Raw genomic sequence first — 18,588 nt, 5'->3', positions numbered from 1 at the left:
GACGCTGGCCGTGTCCGCCGATCTGCCGGTGCTGTTGTGGGGTGAGCCGGGCATCGGCAAGACCGCGGCGCTGAACCAGCTCGCGGACGCGCTGGAACTGCCACTGACCACGGTGATCGCCAGCGTGCACGAGCCGTCCGACTTCGCCGGGCTGCCGGTGGTCGGCGACGATCCCGCGCGGCAAGGAGTGCCGATGGCCCCGCCGGACTGGGCCGTGCGCCTGGCCCGGGCCGGCCACGGTCTGCTGTTCCTGGACGAGCTGTCGACGGCGCCGCCGGCCGTTCAGGCCGCGCTGTTGCGCGTCGTGCTCGAGCGGCGGGTCGGTGCCCTGCGGCTACCGCCCGGCATCCGGATCGTCGCTGCCGCCAACCCGCGTTCCTCGGCGGCCGACGGGTGGGAGCTGAGCCCGCCGCTGGCCAACCGGTTCGTCCACCTGCAGTGGACCCACGACCACGACGTCGTGCTGCGGGGACTGGGCGGGACGTGGCCGGAGGCGGCCCTGCCCGGGCTGGACCGGGAGCGGCTGCCCGACGCAGTGACGTTCGCCCGCCGAGCTGTGTGCGGTCTCCTGACCGCCCGGCCCGATCTGGCGCACCAGCTGCCGAAGAACGAAGCGCGCCGTGGCGGTCCGTGGCCCTCCCCGCGCAGCTGGGAGATGGCGCTGCGCCTGATTGCTTTCGGCGCTGCGGCGGCCGTCTCCCGGGAGGTGGTGTCCATGCTGGTGCGCGGAGCGGTCGGCGACGGACCGGGTCTGGAGCTGCTGGCCGCCATGGATCGGATGGATCTGCCGGACCCCGAAACGCTGCTCGCGGACCCGGAGGCGGCGGTGCTGCCCGAGCGGGGTGACCTGCGTCGGACGGTGCTCGACGGCGTGGTGGCGGCGGTGCGCAAGCGGCCGGAGCAGGCCCGCTGGGACGCGGCGTGGTCCCTGCTGGCGCGGGCGCTGGAGACCGGAGCCCCGGACCTGGTGGTCGTGCCGGCCGCCACGCTTGCCGCGCTGCGCCGCGACGGCTGGCAGGTGCCGGCGGCGATCGAGCGGTTGTCCGGGGCGGTGGCGCTGTCGCGGCAGGCGGATCAGGCCGCCGTCGGCGTGGGTGAGCGCCGATGACAGTGCCGAGCATGGACGAGGAGAAGCTGTTCGCCGCCCGGTTGTACGCCGTCCGGAACCGGCCGTACCTGGCGACGGCGTTGTTCGCCCTGCACGCGGTGGAATCCCGGCGCGTGCCGACGATGGCCGTGGACCGCCACTGGCGCTGTTACGTTTCGCCGGGGTTCGTGGACCGGACTCCGCCGGCGGAGCTGGCCGGGGTCTGGGTGCACGAGGTCTCGCACCTGCTGCGTGACCACCACGGGCGCAGCGACCGGTTCGCCGCGAAGCACGAACTGACCGGGCCCGCGGAGCGGTTGCGGATGAACATCGCCGCGGATTGCGAAATCAACGACGACGTGTTCGGCGACGGCCTGGTGCGGCCCGAGGGAGCCGTCCACCCGGCGACGCTCAGGCTTCGCGAGGGGGAGCTGATGGAGGACTACCTGCACCAGTTCCGCCTCGGGCCCTACACCGCCGGATACGCCTGGCTCGACTGCGGCAGCGGCGCGGACGGGCTGGAGCGCGACTGGGATCTCGGTCCCGACGGTGCGCACGGGCTCAGCGCGCAGGAACGCGACGCCGTCCGGTTCCGGGTGGCACAGGGCATCAACGGCAGCCCAGGCGACGTCCCGAAGGGCTGGCGACGCTGGGCGGAGGAGGCGTTCCACCCGCCGCAGCCGTGGCGGGAACTGCTGGGCGCGGCGGTCCGCTCGGCGATGTCCGGCGCGGGGGAGGACTACACCTACGGCCGGCCCTCGCGCAGGTCGGCCGGCCTGCCCGGCGTCGTCCTGCCGAGCCTGCGGCGCCGGCCGCCGCGCGTCTGCGTGATCGTCGACACCTCCGGTTCGGTGAGCGACGCCGAGTTGGGAGCAGCGCTCCTCGAAATCGCCGCGATCGTCCGAGCCGTCGGCGGGCGGCGCGATCTCGTCTCGGTGCTGTCGTGCGACGCCGCCGCCCACATCACCCATCAGCTGTGCCGCGCCGAGGGAATCCCTTTGGTGGGAGGTGGCGGGACGGACCTGCGCACCGGCTTCGCCGAGGCGCTGAAAGGCAATCCTCGCCCCGACGTCTTCGTGGCGCTGACCGACGGCCAGACGCCCTGGCCCGACGAGAGACCGCCGGGCCGGACGATCGTGGGCCTGTTCCCCCGGCATCGACCACCGGACGAGAACAACCCCGGCTATGTGCCGGACACACCACCTGGCTGGGCGCGGGTGGTCACCGTGGGCTGATCCGCCGGCGGCCCGGGAACGCCACTGCTTGTGCCGGTTCGCTTTCCTGGAAGATCTACTCCGCAGGAGGCCCGAACGCCGGGCTCCGCGAGCGCTCGCGCGGTGCTAGATTCCGGGAGTCCGCCGGTCAGATCGATTCGGGGAGTCGCCAGGCGTTGGCCCCACCGCCCGCTCCGCTCGGTGCCCGGGTTCGCTTGCAGATCCTGGGCCGGGTCCGTTTGTGGCGTGACGGGGCCGAGCTCGCTCCGGGGCCTCGCCAGCAGGCGGTTCTGCTGGCCGTGCTGCTCGCCCGGGTGGGGCAGCCGGTCAGCCGGGTGGAGCTGATCGATCTGCTGTGGGGGCAGGAAGCGCCGGCGAGCGCACTCAACGTGATCCACAAGTACGTCGGCTCGTTGCGCCGGCTTCTCGAACCGGGGCTTACCGTCCGGGACGCGGGGTCGTACCTCCAGCGGCGCGGCGACGGTTATCTGTTCGACTGCGGAACCGGCGAGCTGGATCTGGTCACGTTCCGCCGGCTCGTCGAGGCGGGACGCACCGCGGCCGCCGGCGGGGAACAGGAAGCGGCGCTCGACCGGTTCGCGGAAGCGCTCGCACTGTGGCGGGGGCCGGCCGCCGACGGTTTCGGGCCGGTGCCGGTCTTCGTCGCCCTCGACCGTGAGTTCTTCGACGCGTGCCTGGTGGCGTCGGACCTCGCGGTACGCCGTGGCCGGCCGGAGCGGGTTCTTCCGGCGCTGCGCCTGGCCGCGTCGATGGCCCCGCTGGACGAAGCGGTGCACGCGGCGCTCATCATCGGGCTCGCGGCCGGCGGGCACCGGGCGGAAGCGCTCGCCGTCTTCCGGACCATCCGGGCCCGTCTCGCCGAGGAGCTCGGCATCGATCCCGGAGCGGCGCTGCGCACGGCCCAGCGGCGTGCGCTGACCCAGACCCTGCCCACGGCGGCCGCCGACGACGGCGGCCGGAGCGCTCGAGCCGGCCTGGTCGGGCGGACCGCGGAGCTGGCCGTGCTGCGGGAGTCCCTGACGACGGCGCTCGCGGGCGGAAGCGCCGTCGTGGTGATCGAGGGCGAGCCGGGAGTGGGCAAGACGCGCCTGCTGCGAGAAGCCACGGCCGAGTCGGAGCGGCGGGGCGCGCTCGTGGCGTGGGGCTCGTGCCTGGAGGGAGCGGGAACGCCGTCGATGTGGCCGTGGCTGGAAGCGTTCCGGGCCATCCTCGACAGCCTTCCCGCCGGCACACGCAAGCCGTGGCTCGACGGTGAGCTCGGTCGCCTGATCGAGTCACGCGACGGCGGCGACGGCGTCCGGCCGCTGCCGGAGAGCGGCACGCAGTTCCGCCTCTTCGAGCAGGTGCTGGCCCTGGTCCGGGAGGTGGCGGAACAACGCCCGGTGCAGATCGTCCTCGATGACCTGCACTGGGCCGATCCCGCCTCGCTGCAGCTCCTCGGTCACCTCGTCGCCCGGCCGCCGCACCGCACGGTGCTCGTCGCCGTTCTCCGAGATCGCGCCCCGGCACCCACCGCGGCGCTGTCGCGGACGCTGGGCGCGGTCAGCCGGGTACCGGGACACCGCCGCATCCCGCTCCGGGCGTTCACGGTCGACGAGGTGGCGGAGTTGCTCCACCGCGAGTCCGGGCGGGACCCCGGTGGGGCGGCCGCCGAGATCCACGCCCGCACCTCGGGCAACGCCTATCTCGTGATGGAGCTGTCGCGACGTCTCGACGGTGTCTCTTCCACCGCCGGGACCGTCCCGGCCACGGTTCGCGACGTCGTCAGGACGCGGACGGCCGATCTGGCGGAGACCGCCCTCGATCTGCTGCAGGTCGCCGCGCTCATCGGGCGGCAGGTCGGGCTGCGCCTGCCGGCCGCCGTGCTGGAGCTCGATGTCCAGGCCTGCTTCGACCTGCTCGAACCCCTCGGAGCGCTGGGCCTGGTCGAGCCGGTCCCGGACGATCCGTACACCTTTCGCTTCTCCCACGACCTCGTTCGGGAAGCCGTGGTGGCCGGTCTTCCGGTGTCGCGTACGGCCGCCCTGCACCTGAAGATCGCGGACGCGATCGAACGCGGGGGCGGGGCCGACGACCGGGTTGCCGAGCAGCTCGCGCACCACCTGTGGGCGTCCGGCCCGCTGGCCGACCCGGTCCGCACGGCGACCGCGCTCGTGCGGGCCGGACGGCACGCGGTGACCAAGTTCGCCTTCGAAGCCGCCGAGCGGCACCTGCAGGCGGCGGCGCGCCTCGCCGGCGAGGCCGGTCAGGCGGAACTCGAGCTGTCCGCGGTGTCGCTGCTGGTCACGGTTTTCTGGAGCCAGCACGACTTCGTCCGCTCGTACGCCGAGCTCCTGGAACGCGCCCGGCACCTCGCCGACGCCCTCGGCCGGACGACCCAAGCCACCGAGTTCCTGCTGCTGCACCTGGCTCTGGCCACCAGCGGCGCCCGGCCCGAGCGTGCCGAACTGGCCCGCCGGCTGTTCGAGCAGGGCGAGGCCGCCGCGGACCCGGTACTGCGCTCGTTCGGAGCCGCGGCGTGGGGACTGCACCAGTGGGATCTCGGCGACATCGACCAGTCGTGGCGATACCTGCGGGAAAGCAGCAGGGTGCCGCTCGACGCCGGTCCCGCTCCGGAGCGGGACCAGCTGCCCCGTGAGGTGCGAACGCTCCGCCCGTTGCTGCAAGCCGTGGTGGAGACCATGCACGACGAGCTGGACGCGGCCCACGCACTGCTCGACGACCAGGAAGCCGACGCGGGCGACGATCCGCAGGCGATCACTGTCTGGGCCCACTTCTCCGCCATGGCGGCGGCCATGGCCGGTGACCTCGACCAGGCGACGCGAGCAGCGCGGCGCTGGAGTGCCGCGGACCCGGGGCACATCTTCCACTCCGTCGACTCGTACCTGAGGATCACCTCGTGCTGGGCGCGGGCCCTGACCGGCCGCGATCCGGCGGAAGCCGCGGCCGAGGCCGAGCGGGTCCTGGTCACGACGCTGCTCGAGCCGGTGCGGTTCGGCATTGCGTTCCACTACGGGCTGATCGCCGACATGTTCCTCGCCGCGGGGATGACCGAGCAGGCGCGTGGCACCCTCGAGCGGGCCGAGTGGTTCCTCGAGGCGCACAACCAGCGGTACGCGGAGGGCCTGCTCCTGCTGCTGCGCGCGCGTCTGCTCGATGCCGCCGGCGAGCCCGAGGTGGTCGTCCGCGCGGCGGCCGAGAAGGCCAGAACCCTGTCGGTCCAACGCGGTGCTCATCTCTTCGCGCGCCGGACGGAAGAATTCCTGGCCGGGCTGGCGTCCTCTTGTTGACGCGCAGTTGACGACCAGTGGATCGCCCGTCGTGGTCGCTCACAAAGAATCGTGCCGGATCTCGTTGGATGCGGGTGGACCGCGATGGAGAGGAACGACGCGATGCCTTTCATCACCACCTCCGACGGCGTGGACATCTTCTACAAGGACTGGGGTACCGGACAGCCGATCGTCTTCAGCCACGGGTGGCCGCTGACGGCCGACGACTGGGACGCCCAGATGATCTACTTCCTGCACAAGGGATACCGGGTGATCGCGCACGACCGGCGTGGCCACGGCCGGTCGTCACAGATCGGTACCGGTAACGACATGGACCACTGGGTCGCCGACCTGGCGGCGTTGACCGAGCACCTCGATCTGCGCGACGCGGTGCACATCGGCCACTCCACCGGCGGCGGCGAGGTCGCCCGGTACGTCGCCCGGTACCAGGACCGCGTGGCAAAAGCGGTGCTGGTCGCCTCGCTGACGCCGAACTTGGTGCAGACCGAGGACAACCCGGCCGGGCAGCCACCGGAGTGGTTCGACGCGGTGCAGGCGGGCATCCTGGGCAACCGTGCGGAGTTCTTCCGTGAGGTCCCGGAAGGCCCGTTCTACAGCTACAACCGCCCGGGAGCGGTGCCCTCGGAGGCGGTCATCGCGAACTGGTGGCGCCAGGGCATGGCCGGCAGCATCCAGGCCGCCTACGAGACGGTGTTTTCGTGGAAGGAGGACTACACCGCCGACCTCGAGCGCATCACGGTGCCGGTCCTGGTCATGCACGGGGAGGACGACCAGATCGTGCCGTTCGGCAGTTCGGTGCCGCGGGCGGTCGAGCACCTGAAGAACGGAACGCTCAAGACGTACGCGGGGTATCCGCACGGCATGCTGACCACGCACGCCGACGTCCTCAACCCGGATCTGCTCGCGTTCATTGAATCCTGATCTGAGGGCGACGGCCCGTGGCCGCTTCGGTCACGGGCCGCTCCACGCATCCGACGTGTCCACTCGCCGATTCGGCGGCAAGCGCACGATCAGCGGCATGAGAGTGTGGTGCTGTGCCGGAAAAGCGCCCGGTACTCCTGGGGTGAGGTGCCGAGGTGCCGGTGGAATGCCGCGCGCACCGAAGAAGGCGCGCCGAGTCCGGTGAGGCGGCCGATTCGTTCCACGGGCAGGGTGGTCGTCTCCAGTAGTTCGCGCGCGCGGTCGATGCGGGCGTCGGCCAGCCAGGCCATCGGCGAGGTGTCGGTCTCCTCCCGGAACCGGCGGATGAGGGTCCGCCGGGACATGTGGGCGCGTTTCGCGAGAGCGTCGATGGTGAGGTCGCCGGCAAGGTTGTCGAGCATCCAGTCCCGCAGTGGAGCGAGTTGGTCGCCGGTCGCGTCGGCGCGGAGCCGTTCGACGTACTGCGCCTGCCCGCCGGTGCGCCGCGGCGGGGCGACGAGGAAGCGTGCGTGGGTGTTGGCCGCTGCGGGGCCCCGGTCGCGGCGGATAAGGTGCAGGCAGAGGTCGAGTCCCGCGGTCACCCCGGCGGAGCTGAGGATGTCGCCGTCGTCGACGTACATCCGGTCCGGCACGACCCGCACCTCCGGGTACTGCCGGCGGAGTTGAGCGGCGTACTGCCAGTGCGTGGTCGCGGGGCGTCCGTCGAGGAGGCCGGCCGCGGCGAGGGCGAAGACGCCGACGCAGATGGAGACGAGCCGGGCGCCGTTCTCGTGTGCCGCGCGCAGGGCGTCCAGGACGTCGGCCGCCGGTGGCGTGCCGATGTCCTGGTAGGCCAGGACGATCACGGTGCCGGCCTCGGTCAGCGTGGCGAGGCCGGCCGTGGCGGTGACGGTGAAACCGGCGCCCGGCACCGGTCCCGGGCCGCCTGCCGTGCACACGATCAGCTCGTAGTGCGGATCAGTCCCGAAGACCTGGGTCGCGATGCCGAACTCCAGCGCCGGCACGCCGGGCAGGACGAGGACCGCGACCCGGTGCCGATCCGCAGACATGGTCATGGCCCGATGATAGCGATGGATGGCACTCGGGCCACTGTTCGGTGCGCCGGCCGGCTCCTACGGTCCAGTGCATGAACAACGACGCCCTTGCGCTACCCAGCGGGCCACTGGCCGACGCGAGCCTCGCCCTGGCCCGGCAGTCGGAGAGCAGGCCCATCGCCGACCACAGCATCCGCAGCTTCCTGTTCGCCCGCCTCGTGGCCGAGCAGGAAGGTTCCGTGCAGGACGCGGCCTACGACGAGGAGTTGCTCTTCGCCGCCTGCGTCCTGCACGACCTGGGCCTGGGCACCCTTGCGGCGGGACAGGCCCGGTTCGAGGTGGAGGGCGCGGACCTGGCGGCCTCGGTGCTGGCCGAGCACGGCGTCCCCGCCGCGGACGTCGACCGGGTGTGGGAGGCGATCGCCTTGCACTCCTCCCTGGGCCTGGCCGACCGCCGCGGCGTGCTGACCTACCTCACGCACAAGGGCGTGTTCATCGACGGAGGTCGTTTCACCGACCTCGACGCCGACCGGGTGCGGCCGGTCTACGCCCGGTATCCGCGACCCACCGGTGCTCGCTTCCTGCAGGACGCGATCGTCGAGCACGCTGCTCGGTCGGAGGCGGCGGCACCCCCGTACTCGATCGCGGCCGAGTTGCTGCGTCAGCGACGCGCCGAGGCTTGATCCTTCCGTCGACAGGCCCGGTTCAGCGGTTGCCCGAGCTTTCGCGGCCGTCGAAGTACTGCTTGTTGCGTTCGATGAATGCTTCGACGGTGAGCGGCTCCACGCCGGTCAGCGCGCGGACGTTGTCGTTGGTGCCGGCGAAGATCCCGTTGCGGTAGTCGACCGCGACGCTGATCAGGTGCTGCACGAAGTGAGGCTCCAGCCCGCGCTGTTCGAGCGCCGAGCGGAACTCGTCCAGCTCGATCGGCACGTAGGTGATCTTTCGGCCAAGGGTCCGGCTCATCGCGTCGGTGATCTGGTGGTGGTCGAGTTCCACCGGCCCGTGCAGCCGATAGGTCTTGCCGGCGTGCGGTTCGGGGGCCGCCAGAACCGCGGCGATGACACGGCCCTGGTCCTCGGCGGCGATGGGGGCGTGGCGCGCGTCGGCGAACGGTAGCCGGAGCTCACCGGTCGTGGGGTCCCAGAAGTTGATCAGCCATTCGGCGAAGAACGTCGGCCGGATGTGGATGACGGCGCCGGTGAAGTGGTCCAGGAGGCGTTCGGCGAGCCAGTGCTGGCGGGCGGCGTTGCTGGCGGCGTCGCGCCGGGCCGAGATCTGCGACATGCCGACGATGGCGCCGACACCGTTCTCCTCGGCCGCCTGCAGCAGCGTGGCAGTGGCCTCCAGTAACCCCGGGGCGATCGGATAGGTGAGATAGGCCGCGTCGATACCGTTGGCGGCCCGGCTCACGGCGTCGAGGTCCAGCAGGTCCGCGACGACGACCTCGGCGCCGGCCCGGGCAAGCCGGTTGGCCCGGTCGTCGGCTCGGTGGACGAGAGCGCGGACATGGTGTCCCTGGTCGAGCAGCGTGCGTGTGGTGTTCGTTCCGGTCTTGCCGGTGGCGCCGGTGACGAGGATGTGGCTTGATCCGTCTGGACAAGGACACCACCGATCGCCGCAGCGTCAACGTCGCGCTCACGGAGAAGGGGCGCCGGCGGTTCGAGCAGGCGCTCGTGTTGTGGCGCTCGGCGCAGGATCGAGTCGTCGCGGCGCTCGGAGTGTCGATGGCCGATCAACTTCGCGACCAGATGAACGGAATCGCCGAGGATCAGCTGGGATCGCAGGCTTAGCAGGCGATCCGGGTCAGGCTCCGCTGGCCGCCGGTCGCGCGTGGGAAGCGAACTGGACCCGATGTGTCACGTCGGCCCGTGCGCTCGTCGGCATGAGCGCGCGCCTGCCCGTCCGCCGTCGGCGGCTCGCGGCACAGCGGATACCGACGGTGTCTGTCAGTGGAGATCCAGCAGCGTCTCGAAGCGAGCAGCGAGCACGTCGTCTACCTCACCGTCGATGATCATGCTCAGGATTCCGGTGCCATGATCGCGTGCGATTCGGAGGGTGAGGTCTGGGGCTCCCGTGACCGGATACTCAAACCACGTGTCGGGTGAAAGGTCTGCGTCCGTCTTCGGGATACCGGCTTCCAGAGCACCGTCGTCGAACTCGTCCAAGCTGTAGCCGACGAGCGCGGCGATGAACTCCACGACCTTGGTCAGGTTCTCCTCGAAAATCCAGCCGGCTACAGGATGCATGCGGGGATTGTCCTCGATCAGCCTCCGCCGTGCGTCTCAATTCGGCACGAGCGTGCCCCCGGACGGACGACCGGTCAGCGGCATGTGAGGACGTCGTTCAGCTGGCCTGGGTGCGTGTGGCTTCCCGTGATCTCTACGCCGGCGCCCATGCTATGGGGGGCGTATAGCCTGACGCGCCGGGAGCCTGATCGCTTGATCTCGATCCCCGGCGGGACGGCTACTGCGTGCTTCCTCCCATAGTCTGTCGTCATGGTGTCGAAGGCGTGGGCCGTCCAGGTCGTGGAGCGGCATCTGGCGGGGTGGTCGACGCGGGGTGGCCCAACGATGGTGATCACCGACATCGGTCCGCATCGGCTCGGTTGGGTGGTCCACACTCAGAGCGAGCGTTATGTGCGCACCCAGGAAATGATCGACATGGTGGTGGGCCACGGTCCCTTCCTGGTCGATGGGGTGGACGGCAGTTTGCACACGCTGCACGCGACCGTTGATCTTGAGTCCGGTGAGTGGATCGAGGACTATCTCGAGCAGGTTCGCGGGCTTGAACGCGGTGACCCGCTGCGGTCCCGGATCGCCGAGCTGATCGATTCCAGTCAGCGCCTCGAGGCGCTCCGGTTCGTGCGGGTGTTTGCGTCCGATCTCGGAGCGCAAGGCGCTAAAGAGTACGTCGATGCTGTCGCGGCCGGTGTGCCGGTTCCTGAGCACGTTCGCTCTTGCTTGCCTCGGCCGCCGGTCAGGCGCAGGGTGTGGCGGTGTTTATCAGGACCTAATCCGGAGATATGACGTTGGTTCTGTCCTGCGCGACGATTTAGCCGGCGAGGACGGTTCTGGGAGACTGAGCTTCATGTGGCGGCGCAAGTCCGGCCGGACGTCGGTGGTCGCGGAGGCGATCGTTACGGTGGTTCACGAATCGGTTTTGCTGATGAGGGCGATGTCGCATCGGCGGGAAGGCATGTGTGAAGAGTTCTTCCCTGGTTGTGACTACCAGCAGCAGATTCATGAGCTGGCGGACTTGTGCGACAACCTCGTGCCCGGATTGCGGCCGGCCGGTCCGCGTCGCCCTCAAGACGCGTTGCAGTTCACCTGGGACAACCGAAGTCGGCACCAACAGGACTGGATTCGTCATTGCCTCGCCGCACGCGGGCTCCGTGTCGAAAGTTTCTTCTCGACGGCACCTGGCCGGCGTCGGATGCCTGACTGAGAGAGCCGATGCAGTCGCAACGGGCTGTACCGATTGACCGCATCGGCGTCCGCTCTTCGGCATGACCGGCCGTGTGCGTGGGAGATCGTTCTCGTGGCAGCTGGAGAGACCGGGGGATTTGAGGTGGTGCTCGAGACCGATCGTCTGCTGCTTAGGCCGTGGCGGGTGGCCGAGGCGGCTGTGCAGCGCGAGCTGTGGGTCGAACGTGATCCGCGAGTGCCGTCGCATCGGCGGATCGATGCTGACGGTCATCCCACTGTCGCCGAGCTCGAGCAGGCGATTCGTGCGGGCCGGTTGTCGGTTGGGCTGTTGGCGGTCGAGCGGAAAGCCGTCGGCGACGTCATCGGGTACTGCGGGCTGATCGACAGGACGCGCGGGTTCGAGGAAGAACCGGAGCTGGCCTTCGAGCTGCTGCGTCGTGCGTGGGGGCGGGGTTACGCGACGGAGGCTTCGCTGGCTGTCCTGGACTGGGCCAGGTCGACCGGGTACAGATGTGTGTGGGCCACGGTGTGGGAGTGGAACGCTGCCTCCCGCCGCGTGCTGGAGAAGCTCGGTTTTACCGAAGCCGGGCGTGAGCAGGTGGACGCGGTCCACGGACCCTCCTTGGTCACCACCAGGCGGCTGTAGCACGATCGGCACCTCGCAGGACGTAGGCCCGACCAGTGGCTTGAGCAGACATCGGCGATGTGGTGCGCCGCTGTAGTCGGAGTGGCGACGAACCTGGCCACCGACGGGTTCTCGTGGGCCTTGACCGCGTTCTTGGTCGTGCTGGTGGCGGCGGTGGAGCGATACGCCACCCGGCGCTGGTATAGCGAGGCTGTCCGGGTCTACGCCCGCGCGCTGCGCGCATCCGTGTCAGCAGTTGGACCTCCTCGGCAGCCATGATGAAGCAGCAGCTCTTACTCTCGATGCGCCGGCCCCGCCCACCCGCAGCTGTGGCGGCTGCCGCTCCATGGGGGCTCTACCGAGCATGTCGTCGGCGACTTGGCGGTGCCTGTTTCCCAAGCGAGGGCCCGACGACCCGGACGAGAAGACCGCTGACGTTACGTCGGCTCTGTGCGGCGCGGGGTGGTGCTTGTTCCGAATTGCTGCGGCCGGACGGAGGTGGCTGCTCACCTGCCGGTCGTGGCGCCGGTGTCGCCGCATGTGCGGCGCCAGGTCGAGGGACTGACGCCGCGGGCGCGTTTGAATGCGACGCTGAACGCGAAGGCGTCTTCGTAGCCGACCGCGCGGGCGACGGCGGCGACGGTGGCTTCGGTGTCCCGGAGCAGGTCCGCTCCCAAGGTCATCCGCCAGCCGGTGAGATAGGTGAGCGGTGGCTGGCCTGCCAAGGTGGTGAAGCGGGCGGCGAAGGCGGCGCGGGACATGCCGACCCTGGTGGCCAGCGCAGCGACGGTCCATCGATGGGCGGGATCAGCGTGCATCAAACGCAGAGCGTCGCCGATGGCGGGATCTTCCAACGCCCGGTACCAGGCCGGGAGCTCTGCTTGCGGCCCGGCGCACCAGGCGCGCAGGGCCAGCACGAGCACCAGATCCAGCAATCGGGCGAGGACGGCGTCCTGGCCGGGTTCGTCCTGCGCGATCTCGGTGGCGAGCAGATCCAGTGCCGGCCGGGTCCGTGGCCCGGCGGGCACGACCGCCAGTGGTGGAAGCATGTCCAGCAGCCGCGCACCGGCGTCACCGTGGAGGTCGTAGGCGCCGCGCAGCATGGTGGTTGCCCCGGGCAGGCTGTCGCCGTAGGTGCGGGGTGCCGAGGGCTGCTGGGCCTGCTCTTTCACCTCGCCTCCGTCGGGGAAGTGTTTCTTTCCCCGGTGGATGACGAAGCCGGGTGGGGTGGACGGGTCGTCGGCGATCGTGTGGCGGCCGGGTCCCTTGATGAGGGCGATATCCCCGGGGGCAAGCGGCGCCGCCGCGGCGCCGGCGTCGTCGAACCTGGCCGAGGCGCATCCGCCGAGGGTGGCCACGACGGTCAACGGTGGTGGATCGGCGTAGGTCACCGACCACGGTGGCCGCCGGATCAGCTGCCGGACTCGGGTGTTGCCGGCGCGGGCCCGGACCAGCAGGTCGCTGAGCACGTCCACCCGCTCACCGTAGACGATCGCAAAGGGTTTCTCGACGTTCTCCCATGGATCGTCTTCGAGTCGGGGAGTTGACTGTCCGATATGCAGAAGATCCTCATCGTCGGCGGCACGGGGAAGACCGGTCGCCGCATCACCCGGCGCCTCAAGGCGGCCGACCAGGCTGTGCGATCGGCTTGCCGCGCCGGCGGAGACATCGCGTTCGACCTCGCGGATCCGGCGACCTGGGCACCCGCACTCCAGGGCGTGACCGCGGCCTACGTCGTGGAACCCAACCTCCAGGCGAGCGGGGCTGGACGATCTTCCTCGGCTCACGGGACGAAGGCCGGGGCCAGGCGGCCGCCGACAAGCTGGCTGCCGGTGGGGCGAATGTGGTCATGGTCCCGCTGGACGTGACCTCGGACGAGTCGGTGGCCGATGCCGTGCAGCTCGTGCGAAAGCACACCGACCGGCTGGACGTGCTGATCAACAACGCCGGTGCGCCGGGCAACGCCGTCCCGCCCGCGGATGCCACGGCCGAGGAGATCCATTCCGTCTACGACACCAACGTGTACGGGCCGGTCAGGGTCACGCACGCGTTCCTTCCCCTGCTGAGCGCGGCGGACGTTCCGCGGGTGGTGATGGTGTCCAGCGGTGGCGGTTCCTTCGCCGTCATGGCCGATCCGACGCAGCCCGTCTCGAAGATGCACGAGCTCGCCTACAGCTCGTCGAAAGCGGCGCTGAACATGATCACCGTCCGGTACGCCCAGGCGCTGCCGAACTTCAAGGTCAACGCCATCACCCCCGGCGAGGTCGTCAACCGCAAGTACACCGCCACCGACATGAACAACCACACCGGCCAGCTGACGGTCACCGAGGGCACCGACCCGATCATCGAACTCGCGACACTCGGCGCGGACGGGCCGACCGGGATCTTCATCGATCGCCTCGGCCCCGTCGGCTGGTGACCGTTCAGCGCCGATCGACCCGGCAAAGTCCGCTCGCCGACGTCGCGTGCACCGGTCAGCCCCGGGCGACTTCGGCGGTGTGCGCGGGGGTGTAGCGCTCGCCCGTCACCTGGTCGCTCAGCGGATTGAGCGTGGCCAGCGCCTCGGCGTCCAGGGTGAGCTCCAGCGCGGCCGCGTTCTCCTCCAGGCGGGCCGGGTTGCGGGTGCCCGGGATGGGCGCCACCGCCACCCCGAGCCGGTCGGCTTGGGCGTACACCCAGGCCAGCGCGACCTGGGCCGGGGTGGCACCCAGCCGATCGGCCACCTCCCGCACGGTCTGCGCGATCTTCTCGTTGGCTTCGCCCGCCTCGCCGGCGAATCGGGGGTTGGTCCGCCGGAAGTCCCTCTCGCTCAGCGCGGACCGGTCCAGGGTGCCGGTCAGGAATCCCCGTCCCAGCGGCGAGTAGGGCACCAGCCCGACTCCCAGTTCAGCCATCACCGGGGTGACCGTCTCGACGTCGCGGGTCCAGAGCGAGTATTCGCTCTGCACCGCGGTGATGGGGTGCACCGCGTGCGCCCGGCGCAGCAGCTCGCCGTCGACCTCGGACAGGCCCAGGTGGCGGACCTTGCCCGCCTGGACCAGCTCGGCCATCGCCCCGACGGTCTCCTCGATCTCCACGTCCTGCGGCGGGCGGTGGGCGTAGTACAGGTCGATCACGTCGACGCCCAGCCGCAGCAGCGAGGCGTCGCAGGAGCGCAGCACGAAATCGCGCGCACCGCGGATGCGACGTGCCCGGTCGCCGGCGCTGCGGTCGATGCCGAACTTGGTGGCCAGCTGCACCTGGTCGGGGAGACTGTGCCCGAGTTCGCGCTGCCCTTATCGCCAGCCGTCCACGAGAGCCGTTGCAGTGGCCGCAGGGCTTTCAGGACTCGGCTTCACCGGGCTGAGGCATCCTGGAGGCCGTCGAGGATGAGGGCGAGCCCGAACTCGAATTCGTCGGCGAAGGCGAACCCCGTTTTCGCCAGTTCGGTGACCACCTCGGCGAGGTAGGGGTAGTCCTCGAGCCCCGACGGTTGCCGGTCGACGACGGCTTCTTTCCGTCGCGCCGCTTCCGCCGGGATGTCGCCGGCCAGGGTTTTCTCCTGCAGGGCGAATCCGTAGACGTAGGCGTCCAACAAGTTGTACGCGTGCACGGCCATGCGGAAGGGAAAGCCCGCGTCACTGCGGAGGCACCGCATCACCGCGTTGTGGTGGTGCAGGTTCGCCGGTCCCGGGGTACCCGTTTCCATCCGGCCGACCGCCCACGGGTGACGCAGCAAAGCCTGCCGCATCGACCCCGCGCGGAGGCGCATGGCGGTCCGCCAGTCGACGTCGACCGGGACCTCGACCTCGGCGAAGACCAGGTCGACCATGCCGTCGAGGAGCTCGCGCTTGTCCGCCACGTGCTTGTAGAGCGCCATGGGCACGACGCCGAGCCGGTCCGCGAGCCTGCGCATGGTCAAGCCCTCGAAGCCGCCTTCGTCCGCCAGTTCGACGGCGGCGCGCAGCACCTTGGCGCGGTTGAGCCGCTCCCGGCCGCCGGTCGTGGCGGTGTCCTGCATCCGGATCCTCCAGCTCGTGCCCGGTCTTGACAGGTGTACATCGTACGCCTAGCTTGGGCGCACTAGAGGTGTACGGCGTACACCTCCGCCGTACCGCCTCGGAGGAGCAACGCATGACCGCCACACGAAGACCCGGCAAGGCGAAGCAGTCACCCACGGCGCCCGGCGCAAGAGGCCTTTCGCGGGCCACCGGAGCCGCTGCCGCGATCGCGGGGGCACTGTTCATCGCGGTCCAGATCGGCCATCCGGCCATGGACGTCTCGGCGGTCACCACCACCGACTGGGCCGTGCGCAGCACGGCGAAGGCGCTCATGGCCGCGCTGGCGCTCGCCGGCATCACCGGCATGTACCTGCGCCAGGTGTGGGAGACGGGCATCCTCGGCTTCCTCGGTTACGTCGTATTCGCCGTCGGCTATCTGTCCATGCTGAGCGTCGAGGTGGTCGCCGCCGCCGTTCTGCCGGCGCTGGCGCACACGGCGCCCGGCTACGTCGCGGACGTCCTCGCCGTCGCCTTCGGTGGCACGGCGTCCCACGGCATCGGCGCCATGCAGACCGTCTTCGTGGTCAGCTCCGTCGGCTACCTCGCGGGCGGCTGCCTGTTCGGCATCGCGCTGTTCCGGGCACGCGTCCTCGCCCGGTGGGCTTCGGCGCTGCTCGCCGCGGGCACCGTCGCCACGCTCGCGCTCGCGGTGCTCCCGGAGTCGTTCAACCGGCCGTTGGCCGTTCCGGCCGGAGTAGCGCTGATCGGCTTGGGCATCTCCCTGTGGCGGGCCCAACCAGCCCAGTCCGGCGACAACACGACGTCTCCCAGGGCGGAATACGCCGCCGCGCCATGACCACCCGGCAGCCGGATACCGCAGCTTCGTACGCAACTGACGTCTCGAGCGAGACCCTACGGGTCGCAGCCGGGCACGACCGGCAGGCGGAACCGCATGCGCAGGCCGTTCTCCAGTGGTTCGGCGGCGACCTGCCCGCCGTGGGTCTCCACCACCTGGCGCACGATCGCCAGGCCCAGCCCGGAACCCGGCATCGACCGGGCCTGGGTGGAGCGGTAGAACCGGTCGAACACGAACGGCAGGTCGGCCGCGGGGATGCCGGGGCCCTCATCGGTGACCGCGAACTCGCCGTCGGCCACGGTGATCGTGATCTCGCCGTCGGGTGGGCTCCACTTCACCGCGTTCTCCACGAGATTGCCGATGGCCCGCTCGATCGCGTCCGGGTCGACGTGCACGAGGCACGGGGTCAGGGTGGACGTGAACCGCGGGGCCGAGGTGCGCGTGGCGGCCTTGGCGATCACGGTCTTCGCCACCAGGTCGAGCCGGGTGTCCTCGGTGCGGGCGGTGTTCTTGCCGTACCGGGCGAGGTCGACCAGGTTGTTGATCAACGACCGCAGTTCCCGTGCCTGGCCGATCGCGTCCTGCACGAGCGCCGGGGCCTCGGGCGCGCGCAGGCCGTCGCCGTCGGCGAGCAGTTCGAGGTTGGTGGTGAGGCTCGTCAACGGGGTGCGCAGCTCGTGCGAGGCGTCGGCGACCAGTTGCCGCTGCGCCCGCATGGACGCGTCCAAAGCCGTTGTCATGGCGGCGAAAGCCTGACCGAGGTGGCCGATCTCGTCACGTCCGGTCAGGTGGTCGACGGGCGCGGTCAGGTCGTGGGTCGCGGTGATGTGCTCGACGGTCCGGGTGAGCTGCCGGACCGGCCGCAGCACGCGGCGCGCCGCCAGCCGCGCGGTCACCGCGGCCACCAGGCCGCCGCCGAGTGTCAGCGCGACCAGCAACGCCGCCAGCGAGGCCAGGACGGCGGCCTGGTCGTCCTGCCGGTGGGCGACCCGCATCAGCCCACCCGGCTGCTTGCCCATCCCGGAGGTGAGGAGGCGGTACTCGACGCCGTGGTAGACCGTGTCCTGGAAGTACGCCGGCTGCGTGCCGTCGGCGACGTCGGCGTCCCGCTGGGTGATCTCGACGAAGGCCCGGTTCGAGCCGGGGTACACCGGGCCGCTGACGAACTGGACGAGCGTGCTGCCCAGTTCGACCGGCTCGTCGATCGGGATCTTGTCGCCGGACTCGGCGACCTTCTGCTTGAGCTGGCGGGCGAGGGAATCACCCTCGCCGATGCTCTGCTTCAGCGACGCGTCGACCTGTTGCCGCATGATCGACCGCACGGCCGGGTAGACCACCAGCGACGCCACGGCGAGCGCCAGCAGCACGACAACCCCACCCGCGAGGCCGACCCTGGTGCGCAAGGTCATGGTTGGTCCCGCAACACGTATCCCAGGCCGCGCACGGTCTGGATCAGCCGCGGCTCACCGGCGGCTTCCAGTTTCCCGCGCAGGTAGGAGATGTAGACCCACAACTGGTTGGATGCGGGCCCGAAGTCGTAGCCCCACACCGATTCGAAGATCAGCTCGCGGCTCAGCACGCGCTGTGGGTTGCGCAGGAACAACTCCAGCAGCGAGTACTCGGTGCGCGTCAGCTCGATCGCCCGGCCGTCGCGCTGCACCCGGCAGGTGGTGGTGTCCATCTCGATGCCGTCGAACCGCAGCACTTCCCGGACCGCGCCGCTGCGCCGCAGCAGGGCTCGCAGCCGTGCCCGCAGCTCGTCCAGCGCGAACGGCTTGACCAGGTAGTCGTCGGCGCCCGCGTCCAGCCCGGCGACGCGGTCCTCGATCAGGTCGCGCGCGGTGAGCATGAGAATCGGCGTCTGGTCGCCGCGGCGGCGCAGCCGACGGCAGATCTCCAGGCCGTTCGGTTCGGGAACCAGCACGTCCAGCACGATCACCTCGGGCCGCGACCGGCCGAGCTCGTCCAGCGCCTGCCCGCCGTCAGCCGCGAGGGACACCTGGTAGCCGTCCCGGCGCAGCGCATGCTCAAGAGAGCGGCGGACGGCCTCGTCGTCGTCGACCACCAGTACCCGCACGTGCCCAGTATGGAGCACACCACGGTGCCCGGACCGGCCGTCGGCCGGCCCGGAC

The 18,588-nt window shown here is 70.6% G+C and carries 20 protein-coding genes; 12 read left to right on the top strand and 8 right to left on the bottom strand.

Annotated elements, in window-relative coordinates:
- Nucleotides 1–10: 10 nt before the first annotated feature.
- The 4 genes from ABZX11_RS21160 to ABZX11_RS21145 all read left to right on the top strand — a co-directional run bounded on the left by ABZX11_RS21160 (nucleotide 11) and on the right by ABZX11_RS21145 (nucleotide 6,533).
- Nucleotides 11–1,108 carry a MoxR family ATPase gene (locus ABZX11_RS21160; RefSeq protein WP_354915277.1) on the top strand — a complete coding sequence of 366 codons (1,098 nt, stop codon included), beginning with the start codon at nucleotides 11–13 and terminating at the stop codon, nucleotides 1,106–1,108.
- The gene (locus ABZX11_RS21155) at nucleotides 1,105–2,322 is read left to right on the top strand and encodes a VWA-like domain-containing protein (RefSeq protein ID WP_354915274.1); all 1,218 of its coding nucleotides are present in this window, start codon (nucleotides 1,105–1,107) and stop codon (nucleotides 2,320–2,322) included. The genes ABZX11_RS21160 and ABZX11_RS21155 overlap by 4 nt, the downstream gene beginning before the upstream one ends.
- A gap of 194 nt (nucleotides 2,323–2,516) precedes the next feature.
- Nucleotides 2,517–5,612 (top strand): BTAD domain-containing putative transcriptional regulator, encoded by a 3,096-nt coding sequence (locus ABZX11_RS21150; RefSeq protein ID WP_354915271.1) that lies wholly within the window; start codon nucleotides 2,517–2,519, stop codon nucleotides 5,610–5,612.
- A gap of 102 nt (nucleotides 5,613–5,714) precedes the next feature.
- Entirely contained in the window at nucleotides 5,715–6,533 is an 819-nt protein-coding gene (locus ABZX11_RS21145) for an alpha/beta hydrolase (RefSeq protein WP_354915268.1), read from the top strand.
- A gap of 89 nt (nucleotides 6,534–6,622) precedes the next feature.
- Here ABZX11_RS21145 and ABZX11_RS21140 read toward each other — a convergent pair whose 3' ends face one another.
- On the bottom strand, nucleotides 6,623–7,588 hold the full coding sequence (locus ABZX11_RS21140; protein ID WP_354915265.1) for a helix-turn-helix domain-containing protein: 966 nt from the start codon (nucleotides 7,586–7,588) through the stop codon (nucleotides 6,623–6,625).
- Between the two features lie 71 nt (nucleotides 7,589–7,659).
- Between ABZX11_RS21140 and ABZX11_RS21135 the strand changes: the two genes are divergently transcribed.
- Nucleotides 7,660–8,250 carry an HD domain-containing protein gene (locus ABZX11_RS21135; RefSeq protein ID WP_176177012.1) on the top strand — a complete coding sequence of 197 codons (591 nt, stop codon included), beginning with the start codon at nucleotides 7,660–7,662 and terminating at the stop codon, nucleotides 8,248–8,250.
- A 22-nt stretch (nucleotides 8,251–8,272) separates the two neighbouring features.
- Here ABZX11_RS21135 and ABZX11_RS21130 read toward each other — a convergent pair whose 3' ends face one another.
- Nucleotides 8,273–9,148: an NAD(P)H-binding protein gene (locus tag ABZX11_RS21130; RefSeq protein WP_354915361.1), complete on the bottom strand. Its 876-nt coding sequence runs from the start codon at nucleotides 9,146–9,148 to the stop codon at nucleotides 8,273–8,275.
- A gap of 5 nt (nucleotides 9,149–9,153) precedes the next feature.
- On the opposite strand from ABZX11_RS21130, the gene ABZX11_RS21125 reads away from it, so the two are divergent.
- The gene (locus ABZX11_RS21125; RefSeq protein ID WP_354915261.1) at nucleotides 9,154–9,360 is read left to right on the top strand and encodes a hypothetical protein; all 207 of its coding nucleotides are present in this window, start codon (nucleotides 9,154–9,156) and stop codon (nucleotides 9,358–9,360) included.
- A gap of 156 nt (nucleotides 9,361–9,516) precedes the next feature.
- On the opposite strand, the gene ABZX11_RS21120 is transcribed toward ABZX11_RS21125, so the two are convergent.
- The gene (locus tag ABZX11_RS21120; RefSeq protein ID WP_354915258.1) at nucleotides 9,517–9,816 is read right to left on the bottom strand and encodes a hypothetical protein; all 300 of its coding nucleotides are present in this window, start codon (nucleotides 9,814–9,816) and stop codon (nucleotides 9,517–9,519) included.
- A gap of 249 nt (nucleotides 9,817–10,065) precedes the next feature.
- Here ABZX11_RS21120 and ABZX11_RS21115 point away from each other — a divergent pair, with 249 nt between their 5' ends.
- The 3 genes from ABZX11_RS21115 to ABZX11_RS21105 all read left to right on the top strand — a co-directional run bounded on the left by ABZX11_RS21115 (nucleotide 10,066) and on the right by ABZX11_RS21105 (nucleotide 11,641).
- The gene (locus ABZX11_RS21115) at nucleotides 10,066–10,596 is read left to right on the top strand and encodes a YrhB domain-containing protein (RefSeq protein ID WP_354915255.1); all 531 of its coding nucleotides are present in this window, start codon (nucleotides 10,066–10,068) and stop codon (nucleotides 10,594–10,596) included.
- Nucleotides 10,597–10,657: 61 nt separating this feature from the next.
- Nucleotides 10,658–11,014 carry a hypothetical protein gene (locus ABZX11_RS21110; protein WP_354915252.1) on the top strand — a complete coding sequence of 119 codons (357 nt, stop codon included), beginning with the start codon at nucleotides 10,658–10,660 and terminating at the stop codon, nucleotides 11,012–11,014.
- A gap of 123 nt (nucleotides 11,015–11,137) precedes the next feature.
- Nucleotides 11,138–11,641, top strand: a complete 504-nt coding sequence (locus ABZX11_RS21105) for a GNAT family N-acetyltransferase (protein ID WP_354915249.1) — start codon at nucleotides 11,138–11,140, stop codon at nucleotides 11,639–11,641.
- Between the two features lie 485 nt (nucleotides 11,642–12,126).
- On the opposite strand, the gene ABZX11_RS21100 is transcribed toward ABZX11_RS21105, so the two are convergent.
- On the bottom strand, nucleotides 12,127–13,095 hold the full coding sequence (locus ABZX11_RS21100; RefSeq protein ID WP_354915246.1) for an AraC family transcriptional regulator: 969 nt from the start codon (nucleotides 13,093–13,095) through the stop codon (nucleotides 12,127–12,129).
- 81 nt (nucleotides 13,096–13,176) lie between these two features.
- Between ABZX11_RS21100 and ABZX11_RS21095 the strand changes: the two genes are divergently transcribed.
- Together ABZX11_RS21095 and ABZX11_RS21090 are read left to right on the top strand one after the other, a co-directional pair.
- Nucleotides 13,177–13,488: a hypothetical protein gene (locus ABZX11_RS21095; RefSeq protein WP_354915367.1), complete on the top strand. Its 312-nt coding sequence runs from the start codon at nucleotides 13,177–13,179 to the stop codon at nucleotides 13,486–13,488.
- Nucleotides 13,392–14,039, top strand: coding sequence for an SDR family NAD(P)-dependent oxidoreductase (locus ABZX11_RS21090; protein WP_354915358.1), 648 nt, complete (start codon nucleotides 13,392–13,394; stop codon nucleotides 14,037–14,039). The genes ABZX11_RS21095 and ABZX11_RS21090 overlap by 97 nt, the downstream gene beginning before the upstream one ends.
- Nucleotides 14,040–14,094: 55 nt before the next feature.
- On the opposite strand, the gene ABZX11_RS21085 is transcribed toward ABZX11_RS21090, so the two are convergent.
- Both ABZX11_RS21085 and ABZX11_RS21080 read right to left on the bottom strand, forming a co-directional pair.
- Nucleotides 14,095–14,859 (bottom strand): aldo/keto reductase, encoded by a 765-nt coding sequence (locus ABZX11_RS21085; RefSeq protein ID WP_354915243.1) that lies wholly within the window; start codon nucleotides 14,857–14,859, stop codon nucleotides 14,095–14,097.
- A gap of 95 nt (nucleotides 14,860–14,954) precedes the next feature.
- Entirely contained in the window at nucleotides 14,955–15,620 is a 666-nt protein-coding gene (locus ABZX11_RS21080) for a TetR/AcrR family transcriptional regulator C-terminal domain-containing protein (RefSeq protein ID WP_354915240.1), read from the bottom strand.
- 113 nt (nucleotides 15,621–15,733) lie between these two features.
- Here ABZX11_RS21080 and ABZX11_RS21075 point away from each other — a divergent pair, with 113 nt between their 5' ends.
- Complete coding sequence (locus ABZX11_RS21075; RefSeq protein ID WP_354915237.1) at nucleotides 15,734–16,456, top strand: hypothetical protein; 723 nt, start codon at nucleotides 15,734–15,736, stop codon at nucleotides 16,454–16,456.
- A 56-nt stretch (nucleotides 16,457–16,512) separates the two neighbouring features.
- Here ABZX11_RS21075 and ABZX11_RS21070 read toward each other — a convergent pair whose 3' ends face one another.
- Both ABZX11_RS21070 and ABZX11_RS21065 read right to left on the bottom strand, forming a co-directional pair.
- Nucleotides 16,513–17,865 (bottom strand): HAMP domain-containing sensor histidine kinase, encoded by a 1,353-nt coding sequence (locus ABZX11_RS21070; protein ID WP_354915234.1) that lies wholly within the window; start codon nucleotides 17,863–17,865, stop codon nucleotides 16,513–16,515.
- Nucleotides 17,862–18,533 (bottom strand): response regulator transcription factor, encoded by a 672-nt coding sequence (locus ABZX11_RS21065; RefSeq protein WP_354915231.1) that lies wholly within the window; start codon nucleotides 18,531–18,533, stop codon nucleotides 17,862–17,864. The genes ABZX11_RS21070 and ABZX11_RS21065 overlap by 4 nt, the downstream gene beginning before the upstream one ends.
- Between the last annotated feature and the right edge of the window lie 55 nt (nucleotides 18,534–18,588).

This window comes from Amycolatopsis sp. NPDC004169 (genome assembly GCF_040610315.1).
In the GTDB taxonomy this organism is placed as follows: Bacteria; Actinomycetota; Actinomycetes; order Mycobacteriales; family Pseudonocardiaceae; genus Amycolatopsis.
This window is presented reverse-complemented; position numbering and strand designations above follow the sequence as displayed.